This is a genomic window from Limnobacter sp. SAORIC-580 (genome assembly GCF_013004065.1).
In the GTDB taxonomy this organism is placed as follows: Bacteria; Pseudomonadota; Gammaproteobacteria; order Burkholderiales; family Burkholderiaceae_B; genus Limnobacter; species Limnobacter profundi.
Window position 1 is genome coordinate 2,280,969 of sequence record NZ_CP053084.1, and the last position, 23,607, is coordinate 2,304,575.

The following is a 23,607-nucleotide window of genomic DNA, read 5'->3' on the forward strand; positions in this document are numbered from 1 at the left end:
TTCATGACCACCATCAAGCAAGAAGACTTCATCAGCTCGATCGCCGATGCCTTCCAATATATTTCTTATTACCACCCGCTTGATTACATTCAAGCCTTGGGCAAGGCCTATGAGCGCGAGGAAAGTGCTGCTGCCAAAGATGCGATTGCGCAAATCCTGACCAACAGCCGCATGTGCGCCGAAGGCAAACGCCCTATTTGTCAAGACACCGGTATTTCAGTGGTGTTCCTGAAAGTGGGCATGAATGTGCGTTGGGAATCGACCATGAGCGTAACCGACATGGTGAATGAGGGTGTGCGCCGTGCTTACCTGCACCCCGACAACAAACTGCGCGCCTCGGTGCTGCTCGACCCGGCCGGTGCCCGCAAAAACAGCAAAGACAACACCCCCGCCGTTATTCACTACGAAATAGTGCCCGGCGACGATGTTGAGGTAATTTGCGCAGCCAAAGGTGGCGGCTCCGAGAACAAATCAAAAATGGTCATGCTCAACCCCTCTGACTCCATCGTGGACTGGGTACTGAAAACTGTACCCACCATGGGCGCGGGCTGGTGCCCCCCGGGTATTTTGGGCATTGGTATTGGTGGCACGCCCGAAAAAGCGATGCTGCTGGCCAAAGAAAGCCTGATGGCCCCTTGCGACATTCATGAACTGCTGGAGCGCGGCCCCAGCAACCGAATTGAAGAATTGCGCCTGGAGCTTTACGACAAAGTGAATTCACTGGGTATTGGTGCGCAAGGCCTGGGTGGCCTGACAACCGTGCTGGACGTAAAAATTCTCGACTACCCCACGCATGCCGCGTCTTTGCCAATCGCAATGATCCCGAATTGTGCCGCCACACGTCACGTACACTTCCATTTGCATGGCGATGGCCCAGCCAAGCTGGAAGTACCAAACCTGGCTGACTGGCCACAGGTAAGCTGGACTGCCGACACCGAGAAAAGCAAGCGTGTGAACCTGGACACGCTAACCCCGGAAGAAGTGGCCAGCTGGAAACCCGGTCAAACCTTGCTGTTGAACGGCAAAATGCTGACCGGCCGCGACGCTGCCCACAAACGCATCGCCGACATGTTGGCCAAAGGTGAAAAATTGCCGGTGGACTTCACCAACCGCGTGATTTACTACGTGGGCCCTGTCGACCCGGTGCGCGACGAAGCTGTGGGCCCAGCCGGCCCCACCACCGCCACGCGCATGGACAAGTTCACTCGCATGATGCTGGAAAAAACCGGTTTGATCGCGATGATCGGCAAAGCCGAGCGCGGCCCGGTTGCGATTGAGGCAATTCGTGACAACAAATCAGCCTATCTGATGGCTGTGGGTGGCGCGGCATACCTTGTGTCCAAAGCGATTACCAATGCGAAGGTGGTCGGCTTCGAAGACCTGGGCATGGAGGCCATTTACGAGTTCGAGATCAAGGACATGCCGGTCACAGTGGCCGTGGACAGCACCGGTATTTCCGTGCACAACACCGGCCCGAAAGAGTGGCAAGCCAAGATCGGAAAAATTCCAGTCAGCGTGGCTTAACCATCCACCACAGCTAACCCACGCTGGTCTTGCGCCACCATCTTGGCATGGCGCAGGCCAGCACCGCAATTGTCAGCAAAACCGACACCTCAAATCCATACAAGGTGTCGCCGGCATAGCTGCCAGCACCGGATGCTGGCCAGCTTTCCACCGCCGCTTTTACCGTCGAATCAATAGAATCGATAGGCTGGGTGTAGCTAGGCACCAAGGCTGCCAATACTTCCGCATCGCTCAACTGCATGGCCAAATTATTGAACGTGCCCGAGAAATCCTCGGCCACCAGGCTTTGCTCACCGGCCTTGATTTTTGCGACCCGCAAGGTGCCCTCGGGGTGTTGAATGCTTTTGGTTTCGCCAAGTAAAAATGAAGCGCCCGACACAGGGTCGTGCCCCAAGCCCAACACCAACTGCGCGCCGAACAAATCTGCCTGCAGTTCCATCTCGCGCATCAGCCTGGAATAATCGCGTTTCATGTCCGGGGACAACATGAATTCATCGAACGTGGAAACAATCCCGTACTGCTGTTGAATCTCAATGGTTTTATCAGGATGTTTCAACACAAGGTGACCGTACTCATGCGCAATCAAAAAAACCAACTGATCACTGTTCATGAACTTGATTCGATCTAGCCCAATGCTTAAATTTGCGGCACCTTGTTCGTCTATCCAGGTACCCACCATGGTGCTGTTCTGAATAAAGTGAACCTGCGTGGGCACACCATTGAAAAAATGGTTGTCGAACAACACGCTGAGCTTGAGTACTTCCAGCGAATGATTTGCCATTCAGTAGCCCTCCCTGAAACGGCCAGTGACAAACCATTAAAACACGTTTTAAAACACACCACAAAACTGAAACAAGCCCGAATTTCCTGGTCTGTTTTCAAGCTTCCCTGGTGTGCTTCGTTCACGCCATTGCGTTCTTGATTTGCGCAAGTGCGGTGGGGTCTTCAATGGTGGTCATGTCGCCTGGGTCCCGGCCTTCGCACACCGCCTGAATTGACCTGCGCAGCAATTTGCCGGAACGGGTCTTGGGCAACACATTCACAAAGTAAACGCGCGCGGGCCTGGCCACTGCGCCCAACTGGGAATCCACCACCTTCATGATCTCGGCTTCCAGTGTTTTGGCTTGTGCCGCGTTGACTGCGTCAGCCGACTTCAAAATGGCAAACGCCACAGCCACCTGCCCCTTCACCTGATCGGCCACACCCACCACGGCCACTTCCGCCACCGCGGAGTGAGAAGAAATACTCTCCTCAATTTCCCGGGTACCCAGGCGGTGACCCGCCACGTTGATCACATCGTCGGTGCGGCCGAGAATAAAGAAGTACCCGTCCTCATCGCGAATGCCCCAATCGAAAGTGGAATAAACTTGCCGGGTTTTAAAGCTCGACCAGTAGGTTTTTACAAACCGCTCATCATCGCCCCACACGGTTTGCATGCAACCGGGAGGCAGTGGCCCTTCAATGGCCACCACCCCTTTTTCGTTGGCCTTGCAGGGTTGCGCGGTGTCTTCATTCAACACATTCACGTTGAAACCAAACACTGGCACACCGGGGCTGCCCAACTTACCGGGCATTTCCTCAACGCCACGCTGTATCGCCAAAATTGGCCAGCCAGTTTCGGTTTGCCAATAGTTATCAACGATCGGCTTTCCAATAGCCCCTGAAATCCAGTCTGAAGTGGTTTCATCCAAAGGCTCGCCCGCCAGAAACAATGCTTTCAGCGAACTTAAATCGTATTTGCTCAAATAGGCGGGATCCTGTTTTTTCAGCACGCGCACAGCCGTTGGTGCCGAGAACAACACCGACACCTTGTGATCCTGAACGATCTTCCACCAAATGCCGGCGTCAGGCCGAATGGGTAAGCCCTCGTACATCACCGTGGCCATGCCTGCGATCAAAGGGCCGTAAATAATGTAGCTGTGCCCCACAACCCAGCCAATGTCGCTGGTCGCAAAAAACGTTTTTCCCTTCTCGCCCATGAAAATGTATTTCATGGAAGCCGCAAGAGCCACGGCGTACCCGCCTACGTCGCGCTGCACACCCTTCGGTTTGCCGGTGGTACCGCTGGTGTACAAAATGTAACTGGTGTCTGTCGCCTCAAGCCAGGTTACTGGCACTTTGGCCGTGGCCAGTTCTTTGCGCAATGCAGCGTAGTCGTGGTCTCGCCCCTCCACTGTGTCAAATGGCACCAAACCCCGGTTCACCATCAACACATGGCCAGGCTTGTAGCTTGAACGGGCAATCGCTTCGTCCAAAAGTGGTTTGTAAGCGACTGCCTTGCCAGCGCGTGAACCTGCATCGGCCGAAACAATCACCTTCGGTTTTGCGTCTTCAATTCGTGAAGCAAGGCTGTGTGATGCAAAACCGCCAAACACCACCGAATGAATTGCACCGATTCGCGCACAAGCCAGCATTGCAAAGGTCGCTTCTGGAATCATGGGCATGTAGATCAACACACGGTCGCCTTTTTTCACACCCATTTTTTGCAGCATCGCAGCAGCAATTTGCACTTCTTGGTGCAATTGGCGGAATGTGTAAACCTTTTCTTGATCTACTTCTGTGGACACATAAATCAAAGCTGGCTTGTCGCCCAATTGGTCTAAGTGTCGGTCCACCGCGTTGTAACACAGATTGGTTTCTCCACCCACGTACCAAGCGGCAAAAGGGGGTTTGCTGTCATCCAGCACTTTCTCAAACGGCTTTTGCCAATGAATCAAATCCGCCTGACGGGCCCAAAAACCCTTGGGATTGCGGATGGATTCATCGTACAAATTCTGATAAGTCCCATTGGACTGGTGCTTCGCTTGCTCAACCACAGCGCTGTCTCCTCGTTCTTGTTGCAACCAATGTAGAAACTCGCGCTTACGACACTCTGACTACTACAAAAATTATTGTTAAACGAGAACACTTCTTGTTACATGAATGATTACTATTTGCTAGACTAGAGCGGTTCAATTTCAACCAACCACATTCAGGAAAGTCCTTATCACCATGAATAACACTTTCAAAAAACTGATTTCAGTTTCCATCGCTGGCTTGATTGGCGTAAGCGCTGCCGCTCAGGCTGACGAGAAAGTCATCAACCTGTACTCGGCCCGCCATTACTCGACAGATGAAAAAATGTACGAGGACTTTACCAAGCAAACTGGCATTGCCATCAAGCGCCTCGAATTGGGCGATGAGGCTCTGCTTGAGCGCATGCGCAGCGAAGGCGCGCGTAGCCCTGCCGACGTGGTATTGCTGGTGGATGCTGCACGCCTTGCAACAGCCCAACAAGATGGCCTGTTTCAGCCCGTGAAGTCCAAAGTGCTCAGCGACAAAATCCCGGCGCAATTTACTGGTGAAAATGGCCTGTGGTATGCATTCTCAGCACGCAGCCGTGTGATTGTGTACAACAAAGCAAACGTCGACCCCAAGCTTGCCCAAAACTATGAAGACTTGGCCAAGCCCGCATTGAAGGGCAAGGTTTGCACCCGCACGGGCTCACATCCCTACATGCTTTCTTTGATGAGCAGCATGATCAACCACCTGGGTGAAAAAGGCGCTGAAACCTGGGCACAAGGCGTGGTCGCCAATATGGCTCGCAGCCCCAAGGGCGGTGATACTGATCAAATTCGTGCAGTGGCGTCTGGCGAGTGTGGCGTGGCCCTGACCAACAGCTACTACTGGGTTCGCTTGTTAAACTCATCAAAACCTGAAGACAAGGAAGTGGTGTCCAAGGTTGGTTTCATTTGGCCCAACCAAAGCAGCTATGGCGTGCACATGAACGTGTCTGGTGGTGCTGTGGCCAAAAACGCACCCAATCGCGATGGTGCAATCAAGTTTCTGGAATATCTGGCCAGCGACTCCGCCCAAAAATACTTCGCAAATGGCAACAATGAATGGCCAACAGTGCCTGGCGTGAAAGTAGACAATCCTGCTTTGGAGTCTTTGGGGACTTACAAGCAAGACGTAACACCTTCCAAAACACTGGCGGCGAACACGGCCTTGTCCCAGCAAATTATGGATCGCGTGGGTTACAAGTAAGAAAAAGCGGTAACTTACCGACCGCCCACCCGTAAAAAGGCCTCACATTTTTTGTGGGGCTTTTTTTATTCACAAAACTGAAAGAAGCTTGCTACACTTCAAAACATCCATGTAACCGGCTAGTAAATTGGTGAAAAAAGCGAACCACAACAACAAAAACGCGGCGCCTACCCTCGAGACAAAACGCTTGGGCACACGAAAGGTGCCCAAAGAACAACGCATGAGTCAAATTCTGGACGTGGCAGGCTCAGTGTTCTCCCGCCACGGTTTTCACTCCACCAGCATGGAGCAAATCGCCGAAGGCGCTGGCGTAACAAAGCCTCTGCTTTACCGCTATTTTGGCTCGAAAGATGCGCTTTACCTGGCCACCATTACCCAGGTCGGCAATCACCTGATGTCGGGCCTAACCTTGCTGATGGCCAACCCAAACCCCAAAGAGCGGCTGAAGTTGATCATGCTCAGCTTTTTGACGTTTGTGGAACGTCACAGGGAAGGTTGGTCAGTGCTTTACAACGAGGCGCTCACCAGTGTGGGGCCAGTCGGCGAGAAGGTTGCTTTCTTCAGAAACAGCTTTATTGAGGCCTCGGCCAAAACCATTGAAGAACTCAACGATCCATCAAAAGCCAAAAGTAGCGACAAGGCCGGCATACAAGCCGTGGCCTTGGCCAACATCATGGTTGGCGCTGTTGAAGCGGGTGCGCGTTGGTGGATTCAACACCCGGAAATTCCGATTCGCGACATGCAGAAAATGATCGAAACCAGTTTGATGCCGGGACTGTCGGAACGATAGTCGCCAGCGCTTATGCATTCGCGAAGTCGCATGAACCGAGCCAGAATCAAAAAGGGGAATTCGACTTGGATCTTGGCGCAATGAGTGACGCGCTGCAAACCTAACCGAGCCACTCATTCAATCAAAAAATCAAGCCGCAATACTTCCCACCATCAACACTTTCGAATCACGCTCGGCCAGCACCTCAAACTTCGAAGCACTATCAGCTGTTACATGCTTCACCGAAATGCCAGACGGCAGGAACACCGGCTGTTTGAACGACAAATCAAACTTGCTGGCACGCGCACCCAAACCGGCTTCAACAATGCTCAGTGTTTTTGCGGCAGTCCACATGCCATGCACAATGGCCTGTTTGAAACCAAACATTTTTGCGGTTTGCGCGTACAAGTGAATCGGGTTGTAATCGTTTGAAACCTTGGCGTACTTGCGGCCCTGGTTTTCAGGCACTTTCACCGCCGCATATTGCGCACCCAATGCACTCAAAGGCTCAACAGGTGCTGGTTTCGTCAAAGGCTTGGGCATACCCTTCACGCGGCACAAAATGGTCATCACACTGCTCCAGTGCACTTCCTCGCCCACCAAAAACTGGGTGTGTACATCAAATTCCAGACCCAGCGAAATGCTGCGGGTATCGCCCACTGTCACCAACACATCGTAAGCCACACCGTATTCCAGCGGCTTGGCGCATTCAATTGAGTTGTGCAAGTGAACCATGCCCAACATCGGCATGGGGTGCTCAGGGCGGCTCAGCAAATACATGTGCAGGGGCGAAGCCACCACCTGAGGCGCGGTCAGGGAAATTTCATCTTCCTTGAAGCCACACACAGCGTTGTACTGGCGTACCCACTCGCGGTCAATAAACACTTTCTTCACCCGGGCACCCAGGCGTGCAGCCTGTGTGTCGGGTTTTGGTTTTTTATTGGACGTGGTGGCAGCCTTCAGCAGCAGCGCCTTGCCGTTTGGAAACTCGGTCAGCTCGAAAAATTTCGCCGCTGCTTTCAGGGTGTCATTCACGCTCATGATTTCACTTCTCGATAATTGCAGTTACACCAATACCACCGGCTGCACAAATGGAGATCAAGCCTTTGCCGCTGCCTTTTTCATTCAGCAACTTGGCCAACGTGGCAATAATACGGCCACCAGTGGCTGCAAAAGGGTGACCCACTGCCAGTGAACCGCCTTTGACGTTCAACTTGCTGCGGTCAATTGAACCCAAAGCAGAATCGAGGCCCAGTTTTTCCTTGCAGAACTTGGGATCTTCCCAAGACTTCAAGGTACACAGAACCTGTGCAGCAAATGCTTCGTGAATTTCATAGAAATCGAAGTCTTGCAGCTTCATGTTGGCTTTTTTCAGCATGCGTGGCACTGCGTAGGCTGGCGCCATCAACAGGCCTTCTTTGCCCGACACGAAATCAACACCGATTGTTTCGCTGAAAGTGAGGTAAGCCAGAGGCTGAATGCCACGTGCCTTGGCCCAGTCTTCAGAAGCCAGCAACACAGCAGAAGCGCCGTCAGTCAGGGGTGTAGAGTTACCAGCAGTCATCGTGCCCTTGCCGCTCTTGCGGTCAAATGCGGGCTTCAAACCTTGCAGGCGTTCAACTGAAGAATCAGCACGCAGATTATTGTCGCGGGTCAAACCGTTGAATGGCACCACCAGGTCATCGAAGAAGCCTTCTTCGTAAGCCTTGGCAGCTTTCAAATGGCTGCTTACAGCCAACTCATCTTGATCTTCACGAGTGATGCCCCAGGTTTGCGCCATCACTTCACAGTGCGCACCCATGCTCATTTTTGTGCGGGGTTCGGCGTTTGCAGGTGGCAGTGGTGCCAAATGCTTGGGGCGAATTTTCAACAGTGCGGCCAGCTTGCCTTTGGTGTCGCGGGCACGGTTGGCTTCCAGCAAAATTTTACGCAGGCCTTCGCTGACTGCAATCGGTGCATCGGTGGTGGTGTCTACACCGCCAGCCATGCCCACTTCAATTTGACCCAATGCAATTTTGTTGGCCACCACAATGGCAGCTTCCAGACCAGTACCGCAAGCCTGCTGAATGTCGAATGCCGGGGTCATCGGACTAAGGCCTGAACCCAATACTGATTCACGGCAAAGGGAAAAATCGCGGCTGTGCTTCACCACTGCACCAGCCACCACATCGCCCAGTTCTTCACCATGCAACTGGAACTTGTCAACAACACCGCGAAATGCTGCTGTCAACATGTCCTGGTTGGATTTGCCAATGTAGGCTGTGTTTGAACGTGCAAATGGAATGCGTGAACCGCCAATAATGGCAACGCGACGACCGTGTTTCATAGTTTTCTCCAGATAATTTTTTAGTTGCAGGCAGCGTATTCAGTGAATGAAAGAATTACGCGCCCACCAGGTTTTGTCCGCACACACGCAGCGTGGCGCCGTTTACACCAGCGGCCAGCGGGCTGGCCATGAAAGTGACTGCCTCAGCAATGTCCACTGGCAATCCACCTTGCGACAGGCTGGACAAACGACGTGCCACTTCCCGGGTTACCACAGGAATGGCCGCAGTCATTTGAGTTTCAATAAAGCCAGGTGCAATCGCGTTAATCGAAATGCCCTTGCCTTCCAGTTGCTTGGCCATGGCATCCACATAACCAATCACGGCGCTCTTGGTGGCTGCATAGTTGGTTTGGCCTGCATTACCGGCAATACCGCCAATCGATGAAATACACACGATACGGGCGTTGGAACCAAATGCATCTCCTGCCAACAACTGGTCGTTACAACGAACAATCGCACCCAGGTTCACGTCCAGCACCATGTCCCACAGGTGGGCCGCCATGTTGCGCATCATCTTGTCGCGCGTAATACCTGCGTTGTGCACAATAATGTCAATCTTGCCACCCTTCTGTGCAGCCACAGCTGCCAGCTTCTTGCCCGCGTCGGCATCAGTAATGTCCAGCGGGCAGGCAATGCCGCCAATGCTGCTCATGGTTGTACCCAACACGCTTTCGTCTGCTGGTCGATCAACACCAATCACGGTAGCACCTTCGCGGGCCAGCACTTCAGCAATGGCTGCACCAATACCGCGTGCTGCACCGGTTACCACCGCCAACTTGCCTGTCAATGGTTTTTCAGAAAATGCAGCAACCTTTACACCTTTGGGTGCACCAACCACTGGCAATACCTGGCCGGTAACGAAGGCAGAATGCGGGCTCAGGAAAAAGCGCAGTGCGCCTTCAATACCGTTTTCAGCGCCGGTTTTTACCTGAATCAGATTGGCGGTTGTACCGTTCTTGCCACTTTCTTTCGCAAGACTGCGAATAAAACCGGGCAATGAGGACTGTGCTGTTTCAGCCAGGGCGTCTTTGCAATCACCACGTGGGCGACCAATCACCACAATGCGGCTGTTCGATGGCACTTTGCGCAAGCGTGGGTTGAAAAAGTCGTACAACAAACGCAGGTCTGCCACATTGGCTGCTGCTGTAACGTCCAACACGTACACGTTTTCAGGTACGCCATTGTCAGCTTGAGAAATGCTCACGTCTACTTTGGCTTTGGCCGCGGCTTGCTTAATACCATCCAGGCCCGCCAAATCGGCGGATACCTTGATGGATGCACCCATGGCATTCAATGCCTTCACCACCGCAGTGGCCACTGGGCCAAATGCACTGGCACCCACCAAGGCATTTGAATTGGCCAATGATTTTTCGGCGTATCCAGCTTTGGCGCGCTTCAAGAGGGGGGGCACGGGCAGGCCCAGTGCGGCGGCAATTTGTTTACCTGTGGAGGTGTGAACAAATTCAAGAATTTTGTCGGCCATGAGTCTCGTCCTTCTTATAGGGGGAATGTCTTTTTTCAGGGCCTAGCATAGCCCAGCAAGACAATGTTACTGTTGCGTAACTTGCGAGTGTATAGAAACTTGACCAGAAAATCGTAGAGGGTCGTCTCTAACCCGGAAAGGTTAAAGGTGTGTCGCCAGGTTGCCAAGGGGTGTACTTCACCATGGCTTTTTCCAACAAAGGCGATGCCAAAAAAGAATGGAGCCACAACTTCAGTGCATCATAACCAGGTACCGCATCGAACCAAGCCTCATCGGCGATCCTGAATTGGCGCACAAAAGGCAAAATTGCGAAGTCGGCAAAGCTGGGGTTAGCGCCAAACAGCCAAGGACCATTCTGAACCAGCACCGCATTCCATTGTGCCAAAATTTCTTCACACACTGCGCGGTGTTCGAGCGGGTCGCAGGTGTAGGCGTCAGTGTCGGTTTTTACGTGATAGCGGTGTGGGTATTTGTAACGGTCCAGGTTTCGCTTGAATTCGCCATCAAGCAGCGCAATCCATTCATCACACTGTTGTTGCTGTTCGGCGTTCGGCACCAACCACTCTGCCGGAAAATTCTGGCCCACCGCCCAACGCATCACATCCAGGCTTTCGTCAATCACGGTGCCATCCGGCAACCACAAAACGGGCACAGTGCCTTTGGGTGAAATTTCAAGCATGTGTGCGGGTTTGGCGCGCAGCACCAGTTCACGCACTTCAACCTTTAAACCGGCGGCAACAATCGCCAGCCGCGCACGCATGGCATAGGGGCAACGGCGAAAGGTGTATAACACGGGTAAACCAAGCTGGTGCCCATGATCGGCTTGCTGCTCCACCCTGCTCACTCCGTGTGCGTTTCTTTGGCCAACATCTTGCGACCAATGTGCTTCTCATTGCGCTGCTTGGCCAGTTGAATCTGTTTTTGGCGTTCGCCAAAGCGCTTCTTTTGATCGTCGGTCAGCGAATCATAGCAATGCGGGCAACCCACGCCCTGAATGTATTTTTCGCTTTGCTTTTCTTCCTCTGTGATCGGCATGCGGCAAGCGTGGCACAGGTCGTAATGCCCAACCTGCAAACCATGGGTGACCGACACCCGCTGATCAAACACAAAGCACTCGCCCTTCCACAAACTTTGTTCTTCGGGAATCTCTTCGAGGTACTTCAGGATACCGCCTTCAAGGTGGTACACCTCCTCAAAGCCCTGCTCCAGCATGTAGGCCGTGGATTTCTCGCAGCGAATACCACCGGTACAAAACATGGCAATTTTCTTGGGGCGTTTGTCCGCAGGCAGGCTTTTCAAGTTCTTTTCAACCCATTGCGGAAATTCGCGGAATGTCGTGGTGGCAGGATCCACGGCCCCTTCAAAAGTACCAATAGCGTACTCATAGTTGTTGCGAGTGTCGATTACCAAGGTATCCGGGTCTTGAATCAATGCATTCCAGTTGGCTGGTTTCACATAGCGGCCCACCAGGCGATTGGGGTCGATCCCGTCTTTGCCCATGGTCACAATTTCACGCTTTAACTTCACCTTCATCCGCGTAAACGCCTGTTCTGGCGCAATTGAATACTTGGGCGCCAAATCGGCAAACCGGGAATCGGCCCACAAAAAATTCATCAAGGCCACAATGCCCGCGCGTGGCGCGCTGACCGTGCCATTGATGCCTTCCCTGGCCAACAACAAGGTGCCCAGCACCGAGTTTTCAGTACACACAGTCTCAAGTCTGGGCTTGATCTCCTCGAAATCGGGCAGGCTGACAAATTTGTACAGGGCCGCGACTACAATTTGATCGGACTTGGGAATGGAGGCTTCGCTCATGGACATGGCAATTCTTTCAAAAAATCATCTGACAAAACAACTTAGCCCGTTATTGTAACCGAGCCCCCGGTTTTACCCAATCAAGCAAAAAGCCAAAGCAGCATGGGCTTTGGTAAACTGGATGTGAGCAATACCGTGCAGCCGCAACACCCACTACAAGAACACACATCATGAATGCCTTCTGGATCTTGGTCCTTTTGATATTGATTTCCGGCTTTTTTGCCCTCTCGGAAATGGCACTGGCCTCCAGTCGACGCTCCAAACTTCAAGCCATGGCCGACTCAGGGAATCCAAAAGCCCGAATCGCCATTCAAATTATGGACAACCCCAGCCGCCTGCTTGCGGCCACTCAAACTGGCATTACCGCAGCCGCTTTGCTCATGGGTATTTATGGCGAATCGGCCCTTACCGCCACGTTTCAACAAACCATCGACCAGCACTTTCCGGCACTGAGCGATTGGGCCAGTGTCATCTCATTCGCAGTCACGATTGCCTTGGTCACAGGTTTTTCAATTGTTTTTGGCGAAATCGTGCCCAAGCGCCTGGCCATCGCCAACCCGGAAAAGGTTGCTGCGTTTTGCGCACCTTTCATGTCGATATTCCTGAAAGTGCTCAGCCCCGCCATCACCTTGCTGTCCAAGGGCTCCGACTTGGTGCTCAGCTTCATCCCGTTCAAAGCTGCACCTGCGGTTAGCACCATCGAAGAAATTCAAGCCTTTCTTGATGAAGGCGCCAAAACAGGCATGCTGGCCCCAGAAGAACGCCACCTGATGAGCAATGTGTTGCGCCTTGAAGACCGTCGCCTGGCCTCAGTCATGACCCCGGTCAGCGACATTGCCTACCTTGATTTACATGCCCCGCGCGAGGACAACCTGCGCTTGTTGCGTGAAGCGCCCCACTCCATGCTGCCAATTTGTAAAGGCAGTTTGCAGCAAGTAATCGGCGTGGCAGAAAGCCACGATATTCTTCAAGCCGCCATGGAGGGCGACATCAATTTCGCTGAAATACCCCTGCAAAATGCACTGTTTGTTCCCGCCTCACTCACGCTGGTCGATCTGCTGCGCACTTTCCGCCAGCAGAAAAAAACCTTTGCATTCGTGGTCAGCGAATTTGGCATGACCGAAGGGATTGTCACCATCGATGATGTGCTGTCCAGCGTGGTGGGTGACATGATGCCCATGATGGACACCCCCGAAGAAGCACTGGCTGTGAAACGCGAGGACGGATCATGGTTGCTCGATGGACTTTTACCCATCGACGAAATGAAAACAAAACTGGGCATTCGCGGCTTGCCCCAGGAAGACTTGGGCAACTTCCACACCGTCGGTGGGTTCGTATTGGCCTCGTTGGGTCGAATCCCGAAAAAAACCGAGAAATTCGACTGGAACAACTGGCGATTTGAAGTGGTGGACGTAGACAGAAATCGGGTAGACCAAGTACTGGCCACTCCCAACAAATGAACTTTCCCGGGTTTGGCGGCACTCAGATTTCACATTTGCTTCGCCCCGCCCCTCAATGCCGCAGTTGTCGCCAACATCAAACAGCCATTTTTTTTCACCATCAGGTTCAGTCACAGAAAGCCAAACAAGTCATCGTGATGCAGCTGTAGTTAAAGCGGGGTCCAGCTGCTGGATTCCTCTCAAAGAATCTACATTGGGCTTAAAGTACCCCCAGCTGAACGGCGCATCTGAAACACCCCATGGAGAATGGGGCTGTGATGGTGGCGCTGGCCTGTGCATGCTCAAGCCCGATGATTCTGGCAGGTGTTCGATCCTGCTTCTGAAAAATGCGCAGGGCACACACGATGAAGGGCTATGGAGCGTCCCCGGGGGCGCAATAGAAAGAATTGCGCACACCAACAAACCCGAAGACCCATTGCACTGTGCACTGCGCGAAACACTGGAGGAAGTTTATCGACTGCCCAACGGTCAGGTGTGGACTAACCCGATTGTGCTGCGCAACGCGCACACTGGTTTTACTTATCGTCTATTCTTGTGCCTCTTGCCGACAAACAGTCAATGGAACCCGAGCATTCGTGCTGAACACAATGCCTATTCATGGCAAGCCCTTGAGCAGGCCGCGCATACGTCCGAATTGCATCCGGGTGTTCGATGTGCGCTTGATCACATGGCGCAGCAGTGGGCCACGGCAATCCAGAACCAGCCCCTCTCATTTGCAGTCAATGCCACACCCAACACAAACCCGCTTTACATTACAGAGGCACAGTTTGCCTTGCGCAATCTCGAAACTCCTGTGTCGTCGTCCGTCGAAGCCAGCCTCGCGCAAGCCCTACCCTCTGAAACTCAGGCTTTAATTGAACATGCGGAAGCTCCGACCAGGGTTTGGTTAAGTCAACATCCAAATCAGCTTCCACCCGGATGGGATCAGGACACCATCGACAAGCTGCCGGTAAGTATCCCGGAAATAATCCGCATCGAGGATGAACATTCGAAAAGCCATGTAGTGGCCTACCACGCATTTGCGGACAGTCTTTTGCCAGGGCACTGGACCGGCGAAGTGCTGATGAAAGCGCTTTGCAAACACGAAAGCGCAGGAATACGAGAAAACCTGAACCACTTAAGCTGGCACCGAAACCCGTTTGAAATCAACAAAAATCGAGGCCGCGACGTTCACAACCTGATGGAACACACCACCAACCACCCCTCCAGAGACAATGGCGATGTGGGGCGCTTTTCCTTGTTGTCCTGTAATCCAAGCCTGTTTCAGAATACGGATGTCGACGCCATGGAGAGCACCGCAGATTACTTGCACGACGCGATCAACGTGGCTCCACCCAATCTGAAGGAATGGATTTCTGGCATGTTGCATACCCGCTTCCCCGCCTGCGAAAACGCCCGCATCAACAAAGCCAGCGATGACATTCTCCACCTGTGTACCCAAGCGAGCAATGCCTTGCCAACCACAAAAAAAGCAAGCGTCCTGATGCAGGTTTTAATTCCACATGCACTGGTGAACAAGCTTGCTTACATATCAGCGAGTAACGGCATCCCCGATTCCGTCAATCCAGATACCCTGAACACCCTTGTAAAACTGAAAACACCGCACACCAACCAAGAAGTGCCCAATGCCCGCAGTCTGCAAATTCGCCTGCTTGCATCCACCCTACAAGATCCCAAGGTCGCCCCTCATTTGAAGGTCAATTTGTTCAGCCGGTACACCTCGTCGCAACAAGGGGCAATTAAGTCCAGAATTAATGACATCATCCAGGGCTTGCACAGTGATTCATGAAGTACGTCCCAATCTGTGGATTGGTTCACTGCAGGGCGCCAGCGAAGCACTTCAAAAACCACACTCGTCATTTACTCATGCGGTCAGCTGCATCGAAATTTGCCCGAGGCTTCGGCAGGGAATTGTTCAGTTGCACATTCCAGTGAGCGACAACCCTGACGAGTCACTGCTTGCTCACTTCCAAACCGTGTGTGAATTTATCAACCAGGCACACCAAAACCAAGGCAAGGTAATCGTGCACTGCGAACAGGGAATCAGCAGATCAGCTGCCCTGATTGCAGCACACCTTATTCAGCACGAAGACATGAATGTCAAACAGGCCCTGCTCGCGGTTTACTCAGCCAAACCGGCTGCAAAGGTCAACCCATGGTTTGTTCGAGACCTGGTCGATTGGCACCAGCACCATGTGTTGAACAGTTAAGCACATCCGCTCATACCTCAGAGCGGACCAAACCCTTGGGCATTGGAAAGGCAATATTTTCTTCCACGCCTTCCATGTTTCGAACAGACAAAGCACCCCATTCTTTCAGGCGCTTCACCACACCCTGCACAAGGTGCTCAGGCGCTGAGGCACCCGCAGTCAAGCCTATGTGTTTCACACCGTCGAACCAGTCTCGCTCCAGGCTGTCCGCATTTTCAATCAGCTTGGCTGGCACACCCAACTTCTCGGCCACTTCGCGCAAGCGATTGGAATTGGAGCTGCTTGGGCTGCCCACCACCAACACCAAATCAACCTGGCGCGCCATAAACTTGACAGCGTCCTGGCGGTTTTGCGTGGCATAGCAAATGTCTGCTTTCTTCGGCTCGCGGATATCGGGAAATTTTGCTTTCAGCGCCGTGATTACCTTGGAAGCATCGTCCACGCTTAACGTGGTTTGGGTCACCAAAGCCAGTTGCGTACCCGCTGCAATATTCAGCTTGGCCACGTCCTCCTCGGTTTCCACCAGGTAAATGCCGTCTTTCACCTGTCCCATCGTGCCTTCCACCTCGGGGTGGCCTTCGTGACCAATCATGATGATCTCGCAACCCTGTGCGCGCATTTTGCTGACTTCTACATGCACTTTCGTAACCAGTGGGCATGTGGCATCAAACACTTTCAAGCCCAGGCTTTCCGCTTGGGTGCGAACATCTTGCGACACACCATGGGCGGAAAACACAACTGTGGAGCCGGTGGGCACATCTTCCAGCTCATCAACAAATATTGCGCCCTTGCCGCGCAAATCTTCGACCACCGTTTTGTTGTGAACAATTTCATGCTTCACATAAATGGGTGAACCGAATTGCTGCAACGCGCGTTCCACAATTTCAATGGCACGGTCTACACCTGCGCAAAAACCGCGTGGTTGGGCCAGGCTAATTTCCATACTCACCTCACAGCACCCCGATCAATTGCACTTCAAAGGTCAGTGCCTTGCCTGCCAAGGGGTGGTTAAAATCAAACAAAATATCGTCTTCACGCTCTTCCACCACCGTGCCGGCAAACTGCCCACCATCGGGAGCAGGAAAATGCACAAATTCGCCTGGCTCAAACGTAGTGCCCTCTTCGGCGTATTTCGACAGCAACGCTTTGCTGACCGGTCGGTACAAATCGGGATTGATGTCACCATAACCGCTGCCTGCGGGCAAAGTGAATATGTCACGCTGCCCCGCCTGCATACCAAACAGGCAACGCTCCAAACCCTCAGCCAACTGGCCTGCGCCAATCGACAATGTGGCGGGCTTGTCCTCAAAGGTGGACACAATCACCTGCTGGCTGTCAGCCAAGCGAATGCGGTAATGCAGTGTCACGAATGAAGATTCATTTACTACGGGCTTGGGCTGTACTGCATCAGTCATGTCTACATCCTGAATTCATTTCAAAAACGGCTCTATTCTACGCCTTTGGAAGCAGTCAGGCATCCAGAAGCGGGCGTGAATGGTTCGAGTTCGGCCTCACATTGTGGTAGTAACATGTAGGTGAACACGCAACATTTGCATTAAAAAACGTATTAAGGAGTTTGAAAGCCATGGCATTTAACACAGAGAATCACCCCGGAGTCAGCCCAACAGTACCGAAGGCCACGCATGGTTTCGTGCTGAATCACAGCATGTTGCGGGTGAAAGACCCTGCCGTCTCACTCGATTTTTACACCCGGGTGTTGGGTATGCGGGTGCTTCGGAAGCTGGACTTTGCCGAAATGAAGTTTTCGCTGTACTTCCTCGCTCGAGTCACCGAGACCGACGAAATACCCGAAGATGAAGGCACCCGCACCGCATGGACATTCAGCCAGACTGGCATTCTTGAATTAACCCACAACTGGGGCACTGAAAACGACCCGGATTTCAAATATCACGATGGCAATCAGCAGCCACAGGGATTCGGACACATTTGCTTCTCCGTACCCGATCTGGCGGCTGCTGTTCACTGGTTTGACGAAAATCAGGTTTCCTATGTGAAACGTCCCGAACAAGGCAAGATGAAAAACGTGGCCTTCATCAAAGATCCCGACGGCTACTGGATCGAAATTGTGCAGTCCTCGCTGTTAAACAAACTGGGAACTTGACCTGGTCGAAAGCCACTTAGTGGCTTTCAGGTTCAATTTTTCATGAGCATTCAAAGCTGGCCCAAACACGACCGCCCACGAGAGCGGCTGATCAAACAAGGGGCTCAGGCGCTTTCTGATGCCGAATTGCTTGCCATTTTCCTGCGCACAGGCCTCCCGGGAAAAAGCGCCGTGGACTTGGCCCGCGAAATGATCAGCCAGTTCGGTGGCCTGCAAAACCTGAACCGTGTTTCCCTGGCTGAATGGGTCCAAATTCGCGGCCTCGGCGAAGCAAAATACGCCCAACTGCGCGCCTGCCTTGAAATGGCCAAACGCTGCCTAAGTCATCAACTAAGCCATGAATTGCAGGAAACACCACACGGCATGCTTGCCTCTCCCGATCTGTTTGAACAGTTTGTGCGCGCACAAATCGGCTTAAGCGAAATTGAACATTTTCTGGTGATTGCCCTGGACAGCCAATTGAAAGTACTAGACCACAAAATACTTTCCAGCGGCACCGTGAACAAAACTGTGGTTTTTCCGCGTGAAGTGCTTAAATTTGCCATACAAACTAATGCACCCCGCATCATGATGGCGCACAATCACCCCAGCGACTGCTGCACTCCCAGCAGCGCAGACGACCGGCTAACCCGCGAGCTTTCATCGGCCTTGGCATTGGTTGACATTGAATTGGTAGACCATTTGGTGGTTGGCCCCAACTGTGGTTACTCCTACCGACTGCACAATCGCCCACCTTTTTAAGTTTTTCCGCAAAAAAGGCTGGGCAAAAGAATAGTAATTGGTTACAATCTTGGACTTCGCCGCAAATCCATGGCTTTTCAATTCATGCCGTGTGGTTTTGCAGATACACTAATTTGCTGAATTTTTTGGGGTCATCATGGCTCGCGTATGTCAAGTAACGGGTAAGCGCCCGATGGTTGGAAACAAAGTTTCCCATGCCAACAACAAAACAAAACGTCGTTTTCTGCCCAACTTGCAGTCACGCAAGTTCTGGGTTGAAAGCGAAAACCGCTGGGTTCGCCTGCGTCTAACTAATAACGCCCTGCGCACTATCGACAAAAACGGCATTGATGCTGTTTTGGCCGATCTTCGTGCACGTGGCGAAATCTAAGCAGGAGTAAATCATGGCTAAAGGTGGTCGCGAAAAAATCAAACTCGAATCTTCTGCTGGTACTGGTCACTTCTACACCACGACCAAGAACAAGCGCACGAAGCCCGAGAAAATTGAAATCATGAAATACGATCCAGTGGTTCGTAAGCATGTGTCATACAAAGAAACCAAGCTGAAGTAACTCAACCTACTTCGCTGTTTCTACAGAGACCCGCTACTGAAATTCAGAGCGGGTTTTTTATTGGCCACTGCTTCGGCGAGGCTTAATAGTTGATGTAGATGTGGCTTGGCTGATTTGCAAACTACCCACAAAAAAAGCCGCTGATTCTCACCAGCGGCTTTCATCCATCAAACAACTTTCAAATTACGCCGCGTAGCGACGAATCCGAATCGACATGTCTTCCAGCCAACGAATACCGCTTTGCTCAGCACGCTCGCACCAGGCTTGCAACTGAACCAGCATTTGCTCACGGCTCAAATTGGTTTTTTCCCAGATCTGCCGAAGCTCGGCGCGCATTTCAACCAAAGTGTTGATCATCTTGGACTGGGCACACAGTTGGGCCAGCTCGGCGCGCTGAACATCGCACAGCTTGCTTTCATCAATCGACAACAGCTTGGTGCCTTTGGCCAACACCTTGCGCTCTTGCGCGTTGGCAGCTTTCTGCCTCAGTGCAGTCACCTCAGAACGGAAAGCCTTGCGCATGGAACTGGCATAGCGAGCCATCACATCGTAACGGTGGTTCACAACCGCCTGAACAGTCACCAGGCTTAGTACTGGCTTGCTTTCAGAGGAAAACTTGGGCGACTCGGCCACTTTTTTAACCTTGGCCAAACCAAGGAAGCTGAAAATCTTGATGTACATCCAGCCAATGTCGAACTCATACCACTTGTTGCTCAACTTGGCAGAAGTGGCGTGGGTATGGTGGTTGTTGTGCAGCTCTTCGCCGCCGATCAAAATACCGAATGGTGAAATATTGCGGCTTGCATCGGGGCAATCGAAGTTGCGGTAGCCCCAGTAATGACCAATTCCATTGATTACACCAGCGGCCAACACAGGAATCCACAACATTTGAATGGCCCAAATACTGACACCAGGAAAACCAAACAAAATGAAGCTGAGCACCAAGGTAAAGCCCACACCCTGCCAGGGGAAACGCTCGTACACCTGAAACTCCAGCCAATCGCTGGGCGTACCGTGGCTGTACTTGGCCAGCGTTTCAGCATTCTTGGATTCTGCACGATACAACTCTGCACCGCGCCAGAATACGGTTTTCAACCCACGGGTTTGTGGGCTGTGGGGGTCGTCGGGGGTTTCGCACTTGGCATGGTGCTTGCGGTGAATGGCAGCCCATGCGCGGGTGCTCATGCCGGTGGTTAACCACAGCCATGCACGGAAGAAATGCGCCAGCGCTGGGTGTACTTCCAAAGCACGGTGAGCCTGGCAACGGTGCAGGTAAACAGTCACCGCCACAATCGTGATGTGGGTCACGATCAGGGTGTAAATTACCATTTGGCCAATGCTTGCGCCGGTAATGCCCGAGGTCAAAAATTCAATCATATTCACTAACTCTCAACAGGTCGTATTTCAAAGGTTACGGCCATCTCAATTTGCTTCTGAAGGAGCCGTATCATATTTTCAGTGTACAAGTGTACTTTTAAAGCCGGAACACATTTGGAATTTATATTCAGTTCAGGCTTTGGAACGTTGTAACACTGCTGCAAAGAAGCCATCGGATTCACCATCCTCTGGCCACAATCGAAGCATGTCGTCAGTCGTGTTCGCCTTGACAGGCCGCTCTCCGGGGTTCAACACTTCAGTCCAGCGGCGAAGCCGGAATTCCGGATTGCTTTCCAGGAACGCATTGACAATGTCTTCGTTCTCGTCGCGAAGAACACTGCATGTGATGTAAACGAGCCGACCATCGGGCTTTACCAACTTGGCTGCATGCTCGATGATGGATTTTTGCTTCGCGGTCAATTCTGACAGACTCTGCAAGTTCTGTCTAAATTTAAGATCCGGGTTACGCCGTAAGGTTCCCATGCCGCTACAAGGTACATCGGTCACGACCCGGTCGGCCTTGCCAAAATATTTGTTCAGGCGAGGATCGGCTTCATCATTGATCACCATGGTGTAGAAGTTACTCAATCCCGAGCGAGCCGCACGGGGCTTGAACTTCACCAGGCGTTTTTCCGAAGTATCCAGCGCCACAATGCGGCCTGTGTTCTTCATCTGCGCGCCAATGGCCAGGGTTTTGCCGCCAGCACCTGCACAAAAATCGATTACAAGGTCACCCCGGCGCGGGGCCACAAGGCGGCTAACCCACTGACTGCCTGCGTCTTGTACTTCAAAGTAACCTTCCTGAAACACTTCAGTTTTGCCCACGATTGGTTTGCCCACGGCGCGCAAACCCTCGGGCAGGCCTTCAATCGGGTTCACTTGAATACCCATATTGGTGAGCGCGGCCAACAAATCTACCGTGCTGGCTTTCACTGTGTTCACACGCAAGTCAAGCGGCGCGGCACTCAGCACGGCCTGAGAAAAAGACTCCGCGCGATCTTGCCCAAATTGCTCAGCCAGTTTGGTGTAAAACCACTCAGGCAAACAGGTACGCGCCTCAACACCCAGGTCATCGGCTGAAATATTAATAACCCGGCTTAACCATTCATTGTCAGCCTGCTTGCCTGCAGACCAAATTTGCTCGGGCGCGCCCGACCACAACAAAGCCAGCTTGGCTTGGCGAACCACAGAGGGGCCTTCGCCCGACTGCGCCAAGTGGTTGATTCGATAACGATAACGCAACCAGCAATACACAGCCTCGGCCACCATAGGGCGGTCGCGACCACCCAACTCGGGATGGTCTTTAAAAAACCGGGAAATGGCAGCATCTGCTGGGCCTTCAAACTGAGCCAGAAGATCAATCAACTGCGCAACCGTGCTCACCAGGCCATAGCGAGACTGGGCGCCTTGCCGCTCCACTTTGCTATCGCGCCGTGTGCTGGGTTTGCGAAATGGGGTTTTTTTAGTAGACCCGACCATATTGAATGTCCTGTTTTATTGAATTGCGTGAACCAGGGCAGTGGCCAAAGTGCCTTCCAGCTTCCCGTTCACCATTTTAATTTGCCCGCCAGCCAATGCCGCCAGTGCACGGGGATAGATTTGATGCTCCAATTCCAACACACGCGCAGCCAGTGTTTCTGGGGTATCACCGGGCAACACCTGCAACAAGGCCTGATCCAGAATCGGGCCATGGTCTAGTTCTGGCGTCACCAGGTGAACAGTGACACCGTGCACCCGCACCCCGGCATCCAGCGCCTGCTGGTGGGTTTTCAAACCCGGAAAAGCGGGCAACAGAGATGGGTGAATATTCACCAAGCGCCCCAAATACCGGTTCACAAAACCCTCGGTGAGCACGCGCATAAAACCAGCCAGCACAACCCAGTCGGGCTGATATTGATCGATCAGGCTGGCCAAGGCTTCGTCAAAGGCCTCGCGGCTTTCATATTCAGTGTGGTCAAGAATTGCAGTATCGAGCCCTGCCGACTGCGCCAAGGCCAATCCAGCCGCGGCTGGGCGGTTGGAAATGACTGCACGAATTTGGTAGGCCCCGGTCTGTTTGGCATGATCGATCAGGGCATTCAAATTTGAACCCCGCCCCGAGATCAAAATGACGACGGAAGGTGTGGAATTTTGCATGGCGCGAGTTTATCACTGTGCGGGCGAAAAAGCCCTATTTTTCACCATTCAGGCCTTATAATAACCGGTTGTTTTGCAACCACTAAAGAGCCGACACACTCGGTATGAAAATCATTCGCCGCCCCCGGCCACACACATTTGCCAAGGGCACTGCGCTCACCATTGGAAACTTCGACGGCGTTCACTCTGGCCATGCCGAGCTGTTCCGCCGTGTCGTGTCTGCGGCACACGCGCAAGGTTTGGTACCCACTGTGGTTACGCTGCACCCACACCCGAAAGAATTTTTCAATCCCGAATTCAAGCTCGACCGAATTTCCACGCTTCGCGACCGAATTATTGAAATGAAGCGCTGCGGCATTGAGCAAGTGTGTATTCTGCCCTTCAACCGGCGCATGGCAAGCCTTGCCCCCGAAGCCTTTGTGCAGGAAGTGTTGCTAAACCAATTGAATGCCAAGCAGGTGTGGGTAGGCGATGATTTCCGCTTTGGTGCCAAGCGCGCCGGCGATTTCGCGTTGCTGAGGGGTCTCGGGGAATCAAACGGCTTCGAAGTCAACGACCTTGCCGAGGTTCAGACAGACGGTAGCCGGGTATCGAGTTCGAATATTCGGGAAGCCCTGAAAGCTGGCGATGTTGCAAAAGCCACCCACATGTTGGGGCATCCGCTGGTGTACTCCGGGCACATTGTGCATGGCAAAAAGCTGGGCCGTACACTGGGCTTCCCCACCATGAACTTGCGAATTGCAGGGCGGGCCAGCGCACTCACTGGTATTTTGGCGGTGTGGGTGCATGGGCTGGAGCCCCAGCCACTTCCTGCAGTCGCCAGCATGGGTGTGCGCCCCACCGTTGAACAATCCGATCAAATTTTGCTTGAAACATTCATTCCAGACTGGCAAGGCAATGCTTACGGCAAGCTGCTGCGCATCGAGGTGTTGGCGCACATTCGCCCAGAACAACACTTTGATTCGCTCGATACGATGGTTGAGCAAATGCACAAAGACACGGCAAAAGCCATGGCAATGCTTGATGCCAACCAACCCAAGATTTCAAATACAGGCTGTTAACCCAAC

23 protein-coding genes are annotated in these 23,607 nt (G+C 52.7%); 11 read left to right on the forward strand and 12 right to left on the reverse strand.

Annotated elements, in window-relative coordinates:
* Positions 1-3: 3 nt before the first annotated feature.
* Positions 4-1,524 (forward strand): fumarate hydratase, encoded by a 1,521-nt coding sequence (locus HKT17_RS10685; protein ID WP_171099998.1) that lies wholly within the window; start codon positions 4-6, stop codon positions 1,522-1,524.
* 13 nt (positions 1,525-1,537) lie between these two features.
* On the opposite strand, the gene HKT17_RS10690 is transcribed toward HKT17_RS10685, so the two are convergent.
* On the reverse strand, positions 1,538-2,305 hold the full coding sequence (locus tag HKT17_RS10690) for a M48 family metalloprotease (protein ID WP_105029580.1): 768 nt from the start codon (positions 2,303-2,305) through the stop codon (positions 1,538-1,540).
* A gap of 121 nt (positions 2,306-2,426) precedes the next feature.
* Positions 2,427-4,340 carry a propionate--CoA ligase gene (locus HKT17_RS10695; RefSeq protein ID WP_105029918.1) on the reverse strand — a complete coding sequence of 638 codons (1,914 nt, stop codon included), beginning with the start codon at positions 4,338-4,340 and terminating at the stop codon, positions 2,427-2,429.
* A 175-nt stretch (positions 4,341-4,515) separates the two neighbouring features.
* On the opposite strand from HKT17_RS10695, the gene HKT17_RS10700 reads away from it, so the two are divergent.
* Entirely contained in the window at positions 4,516-5,550 is a 1,035-nt protein-coding gene (locus tag HKT17_RS10700; RefSeq protein ID WP_171100000.1) for an extracellular solute-binding protein, read from the forward strand.
* A 130-nt stretch (positions 5,551-5,680) separates the two neighbouring features.
* Positions 5,681-6,340 (forward strand): TetR/AcrR family transcriptional regulator, encoded by a 660-nt coding sequence (locus tag HKT17_RS10705; RefSeq protein ID WP_205882422.1) that lies wholly within the window; start codon positions 5,681-5,683, stop codon positions 6,338-6,340.
* A gap of 129 nt (positions 6,341-6,469) precedes the next feature.
* On the opposite strand, the gene HKT17_RS10710 is transcribed toward HKT17_RS10705, so the two are convergent.
* The 5 genes from HKT17_RS10710 to trhO all read right to left on the reverse strand — a co-directional run bounded on the left by HKT17_RS10710 (position 6,470) and on the right by trhO (position 11,949).
* Positions 6,470-7,360, reverse strand: a complete 891-nt coding sequence (locus HKT17_RS10710) for a MaoC family dehydratase (RefSeq protein WP_171100004.1) — start codon at positions 7,358-7,360, stop codon at positions 6,470-6,472.
* A 4-nt stretch (positions 7,361-7,364) separates the two neighbouring features.
* Positions 7,365-8,645, reverse strand: a complete 1,281-nt coding sequence (locus HKT17_RS10715) for an acetyl-CoA C-acetyltransferase (RefSeq protein ID WP_105029584.1) — start codon at positions 8,643-8,645, stop codon at positions 7,365-7,367.
* Between the two features lie 55 nt (positions 8,646-8,700).
* Positions 8,701-10,128, reverse strand: coding sequence for a 3-oxoacyl-ACP reductase (locus tag HKT17_RS10720; protein ID WP_171100006.1), 1,428 nt, complete (start codon positions 10,126-10,128; stop codon positions 8,701-8,703).
* Between the two features lie 127 nt (positions 10,129-10,255).
* Positions 10,256-10,972, reverse strand: coding sequence for a glutathione S-transferase (locus HKT17_RS10725; RefSeq protein WP_240965775.1), 717 nt, complete (start codon positions 10,970-10,972; stop codon positions 10,256-10,258).
* Positions 10,969-11,949 carry an oxygen-dependent tRNA uridine(34) hydroxylase TrhO gene (trhO, locus tag HKT17_RS10730; RefSeq protein ID WP_171100008.1) on the reverse strand — a complete coding sequence of 327 codons (981 nt, stop codon included), beginning with the start codon at positions 11,947-11,949 and terminating at the stop codon, positions 10,969-10,971. The genes HKT17_RS10725 and trhO overlap by 4 nt, the downstream gene beginning before the upstream one ends.
* A gap of 164 nt (positions 11,950-12,113) precedes the next feature.
* On the opposite strand from trhO, the gene HKT17_RS10735 reads away from it, so the two are divergent.
* The 3 genes from HKT17_RS10735 to HKT17_RS10745 all read left to right on the forward strand — a co-directional run bounded on the left by HKT17_RS10735 (position 12,114) and on the right by HKT17_RS10745 (position 15,613).
* Positions 12,114-13,403 (forward strand): hemolysin family protein, encoded by a 1,290-nt coding sequence (locus tag HKT17_RS10735; RefSeq protein WP_171100010.1) that lies wholly within the window; start codon positions 12,114-12,116, stop codon positions 13,401-13,403.
* A gap of 193 nt (positions 13,404-13,596) precedes the next feature.
* A complete protein-coding gene (locus HKT17_RS10740) occupies positions 13,597-15,192 on the forward strand; it encodes an NUDIX domain-containing protein (RefSeq protein WP_171100012.1) in 1,596 nt (531 codons plus the stop codon).
* On the forward strand, positions 15,182-15,613 hold the full coding sequence (locus HKT17_RS10745) for a dual specificity protein phosphatase family protein (RefSeq protein WP_171100014.1): 432 nt from the start codon (positions 15,182-15,184) through the stop codon (positions 15,611-15,613). The genes HKT17_RS10740 and HKT17_RS10745 overlap by 11 nt, the downstream gene beginning before the upstream one ends.
* Positions 15,614-15,623: 10 nt before the next feature.
* On the opposite strand, the gene ispH is transcribed toward HKT17_RS10745, so the two are convergent.
* Positions 15,624-16,556, reverse strand: a complete 933-nt coding sequence (gene ispH / locus HKT17_RS10750; protein ID WP_171101487.1) for a 4-hydroxy-3-methylbut-2-enyl diphosphate reductase — start codon at positions 16,554-16,556, stop codon at positions 15,624-15,626.
* Positions 16,557-16,563: 7 nt separating this feature from the next.
* Positions 16,564-17,028 carry an FKBP-type peptidyl-prolyl cis-trans isomerase gene (locus HKT17_RS10755; RefSeq protein WP_105029590.1) on the reverse strand — a complete coding sequence of 155 codons (465 nt, stop codon included), beginning with the start codon at positions 17,026-17,028 and terminating at the stop codon, positions 16,564-16,566.
* Between the two features lie 170 nt (positions 17,029-17,198).
* Between HKT17_RS10755 and gloA the strand changes: the two genes are divergently transcribed.
* The 4 genes from gloA to rpmG all read left to right on the forward strand — a co-directional run bounded on the left by gloA (position 17,199) and on the right by rpmG (position 19,027).
* Positions 17,199-17,735 (forward strand): lactoylglutathione lyase, encoded by a 537-nt coding sequence (gene gloA, locus HKT17_RS10760; protein ID WP_171100016.1) that lies wholly within the window; start codon positions 17,199-17,201, stop codon positions 17,733-17,735.
* Between the two features lie 42 nt (positions 17,736-17,777).
* Positions 17,778-18,476, forward strand: a complete 699-nt coding sequence (radC, locus tag HKT17_RS10765; RefSeq protein ID WP_171100018.1) for a RadC family protein — start codon at positions 17,778-17,780, stop codon at positions 18,474-18,476.
* A 136-nt stretch (positions 18,477-18,612) separates the two neighbouring features.
* Positions 18,613-18,846, forward strand: a complete 234-nt coding sequence (gene rpmB / locus HKT17_RS10770) for a 50S ribosomal protein L28 (protein ID WP_008253404.1) — start codon at positions 18,613-18,615, stop codon at positions 18,844-18,846.
* A 13-nt stretch (positions 18,847-18,859) separates the two neighbouring features.
* Positions 18,860-19,027, forward strand: a complete 168-nt coding sequence (gene rpmG, locus HKT17_RS10775; protein WP_008253405.1) for a 50S ribosomal protein L33 — start codon at positions 18,860-18,862, stop codon at positions 19,025-19,027.
* A gap of 183 nt (positions 19,028-19,210) precedes the next feature.
* Here rpmG and HKT17_RS10780 read toward each other — a convergent pair whose 3' ends face one another.
* The 3 genes from HKT17_RS10780 to purN all read right to left on the reverse strand — a co-directional run bounded on the left by HKT17_RS10780 (position 19,211) and on the right by purN (position 22,540).
* Positions 19,211-20,404 carry a DesA family fatty acid desaturase gene (locus HKT17_RS10780; RefSeq protein ID WP_171100020.1) on the reverse strand — a complete coding sequence of 398 codons (1,194 nt, stop codon included), beginning with the start codon at positions 20,402-20,404 and terminating at the stop codon, positions 19,211-19,213.
* 132 nt (positions 20,405-20,536) lie between these two features.
* Positions 20,537-21,883: an RsmB/NOP family class I SAM-dependent RNA methyltransferase gene (locus tag HKT17_RS10785; protein ID WP_171100022.1), complete on the reverse strand. Its 1,347-nt coding sequence runs from the start codon at positions 21,881-21,883 to the stop codon at positions 20,537-20,539.
* Between the two features lie 15 nt (positions 21,884-21,898).
* The gene (gene purN / locus HKT17_RS10790) at positions 21,899-22,540 is read right to left on the reverse strand and encodes a phosphoribosylglycinamide formyltransferase (protein WP_171100024.1); all 642 of its coding nucleotides are present in this window, start codon (positions 22,538-22,540) and stop codon (positions 21,899-21,901) included.
* Positions 22,541-22,644: 104 nt separating this feature from the next.
* Between purN and HKT17_RS10795 the strand changes: the two genes are divergently transcribed.
* Positions 22,645-23,601, forward strand: coding sequence for a bifunctional riboflavin kinase/FAD synthetase (locus tag HKT17_RS10795; RefSeq protein ID WP_171100026.1), 957 nt, complete (start codon positions 22,645-22,647; stop codon positions 23,599-23,601).
* Positions 23,602-23,607: the final 6 nt, after the last annotated feature.

Coding starts and splice junctions, on each gene's coding strand:
- rpmG (WP_008253405.1), top strand. CDS start 18,860: ATGGCTAAAGGTGGTCGCGAAAAAATCAAACTCGAATCTTCTGCTGGT.
- HKT17_RS10735 (WP_171100010.1), top strand. CDS start 12,114: ATGAATGCCTTCTGGATCTTGGTCCTTTTGATATTGATTTCCGGCTTT.
- HKT17_RS10785 (WP_171100022.1), bottom strand. CDS start 21,883: ATGGTCGGGTCTACTAAAAAAACCCCATTTCGCAAACCCAGCACACGG.
- HKT17_RS10720 (WP_171100006.1), bottom strand. CDS start 10,128: ATGGCCGACAAAATTCTTGAATTTGTTCACACCTCCACAGGTAAACAA.
- ispH (WP_171101487.1), bottom strand. CDS start 16,556: ATGGAAATTAGCCTGGCCCAACCACGCGGTTTTTGCGCAGGTGTAGAC.
- HKT17_RS10780 (WP_171100020.1), bottom strand. CDS start 20,404: ATGATTGAATTTTTGACCTCGGGCATTACCGGCGCAAGCATTGGCCAA.
- HKT17_RS10685 (WP_171099998.1), top strand. CDS start 4: ATGACCACCATCAAGCAAGAAGACTTCATCAGCTCGATCGCCGATGCC.
- HKT17_RS10690 (WP_105029580.1), bottom strand. CDS start 2,305: ATGGCAAATCATTCGCTGGAAGTACTCAAGCTCAGCGTGTTGTTCGAC.
- purN (WP_171100024.1), bottom strand. CDS start 22,540: ATGCAAAATTCCACACCTTCCGTCGTCATTTTGATCTCGGGGCGGGGT.
- trhO (WP_171100008.1), bottom strand. CDS start 11,949: ATGTCCATGAGCGAAGCCTCCATTCCCAAGTCCGATCAAATTGTAGTC.
- HKT17_RS10700 (WP_171100000.1), top strand. CDS start 4,516: ATGAATAACACTTTCAAAAAACTGATTTCAGTTTCCATCGCTGGCTTG.
- HKT17_RS10715 (WP_105029584.1), bottom strand. CDS start 8,645: ATGAAACACGGTCGTCGCGTTGCCATTATTGGCGGTTCACGCATTCCA.
- HKT17_RS10795 (WP_171100026.1), top strand. CDS start 22,645: ATGAAAATCATTCGCCGCCCCCGGCCACACACATTTGCCAAGGGCACT.
- radC (WP_171100018.1), top strand. CDS start 17,778: ATGAGCATTCAAAGCTGGCCCAAACACGACCGCCCACGAGAGCGGCTG.
- HKT17_RS10710 (WP_171100004.1), bottom strand. CDS start 7,360: ATGAGCGTGAATGACACCCTGAAAGCAGCGGCGAAATTTTTCGAGCTG.
- gloA (WP_171100016.1), top strand. CDS start 17,199: ATGGCATTTAACACAGAGAATCACCCCGGAGTCAGCCCAACAGTACCG.
- HKT17_RS10755 (WP_105029590.1), bottom strand. CDS start 17,028: ATGACTGATGCAGTACAGCCCAAGCCCGTAGTAAATGAATCTTCATTC.
- rpmB (WP_008253404.1), top strand. CDS start 18,613: ATGGCTCGCGTATGTCAAGTAACGGGTAAGCGCCCGATGGTTGGAAAC.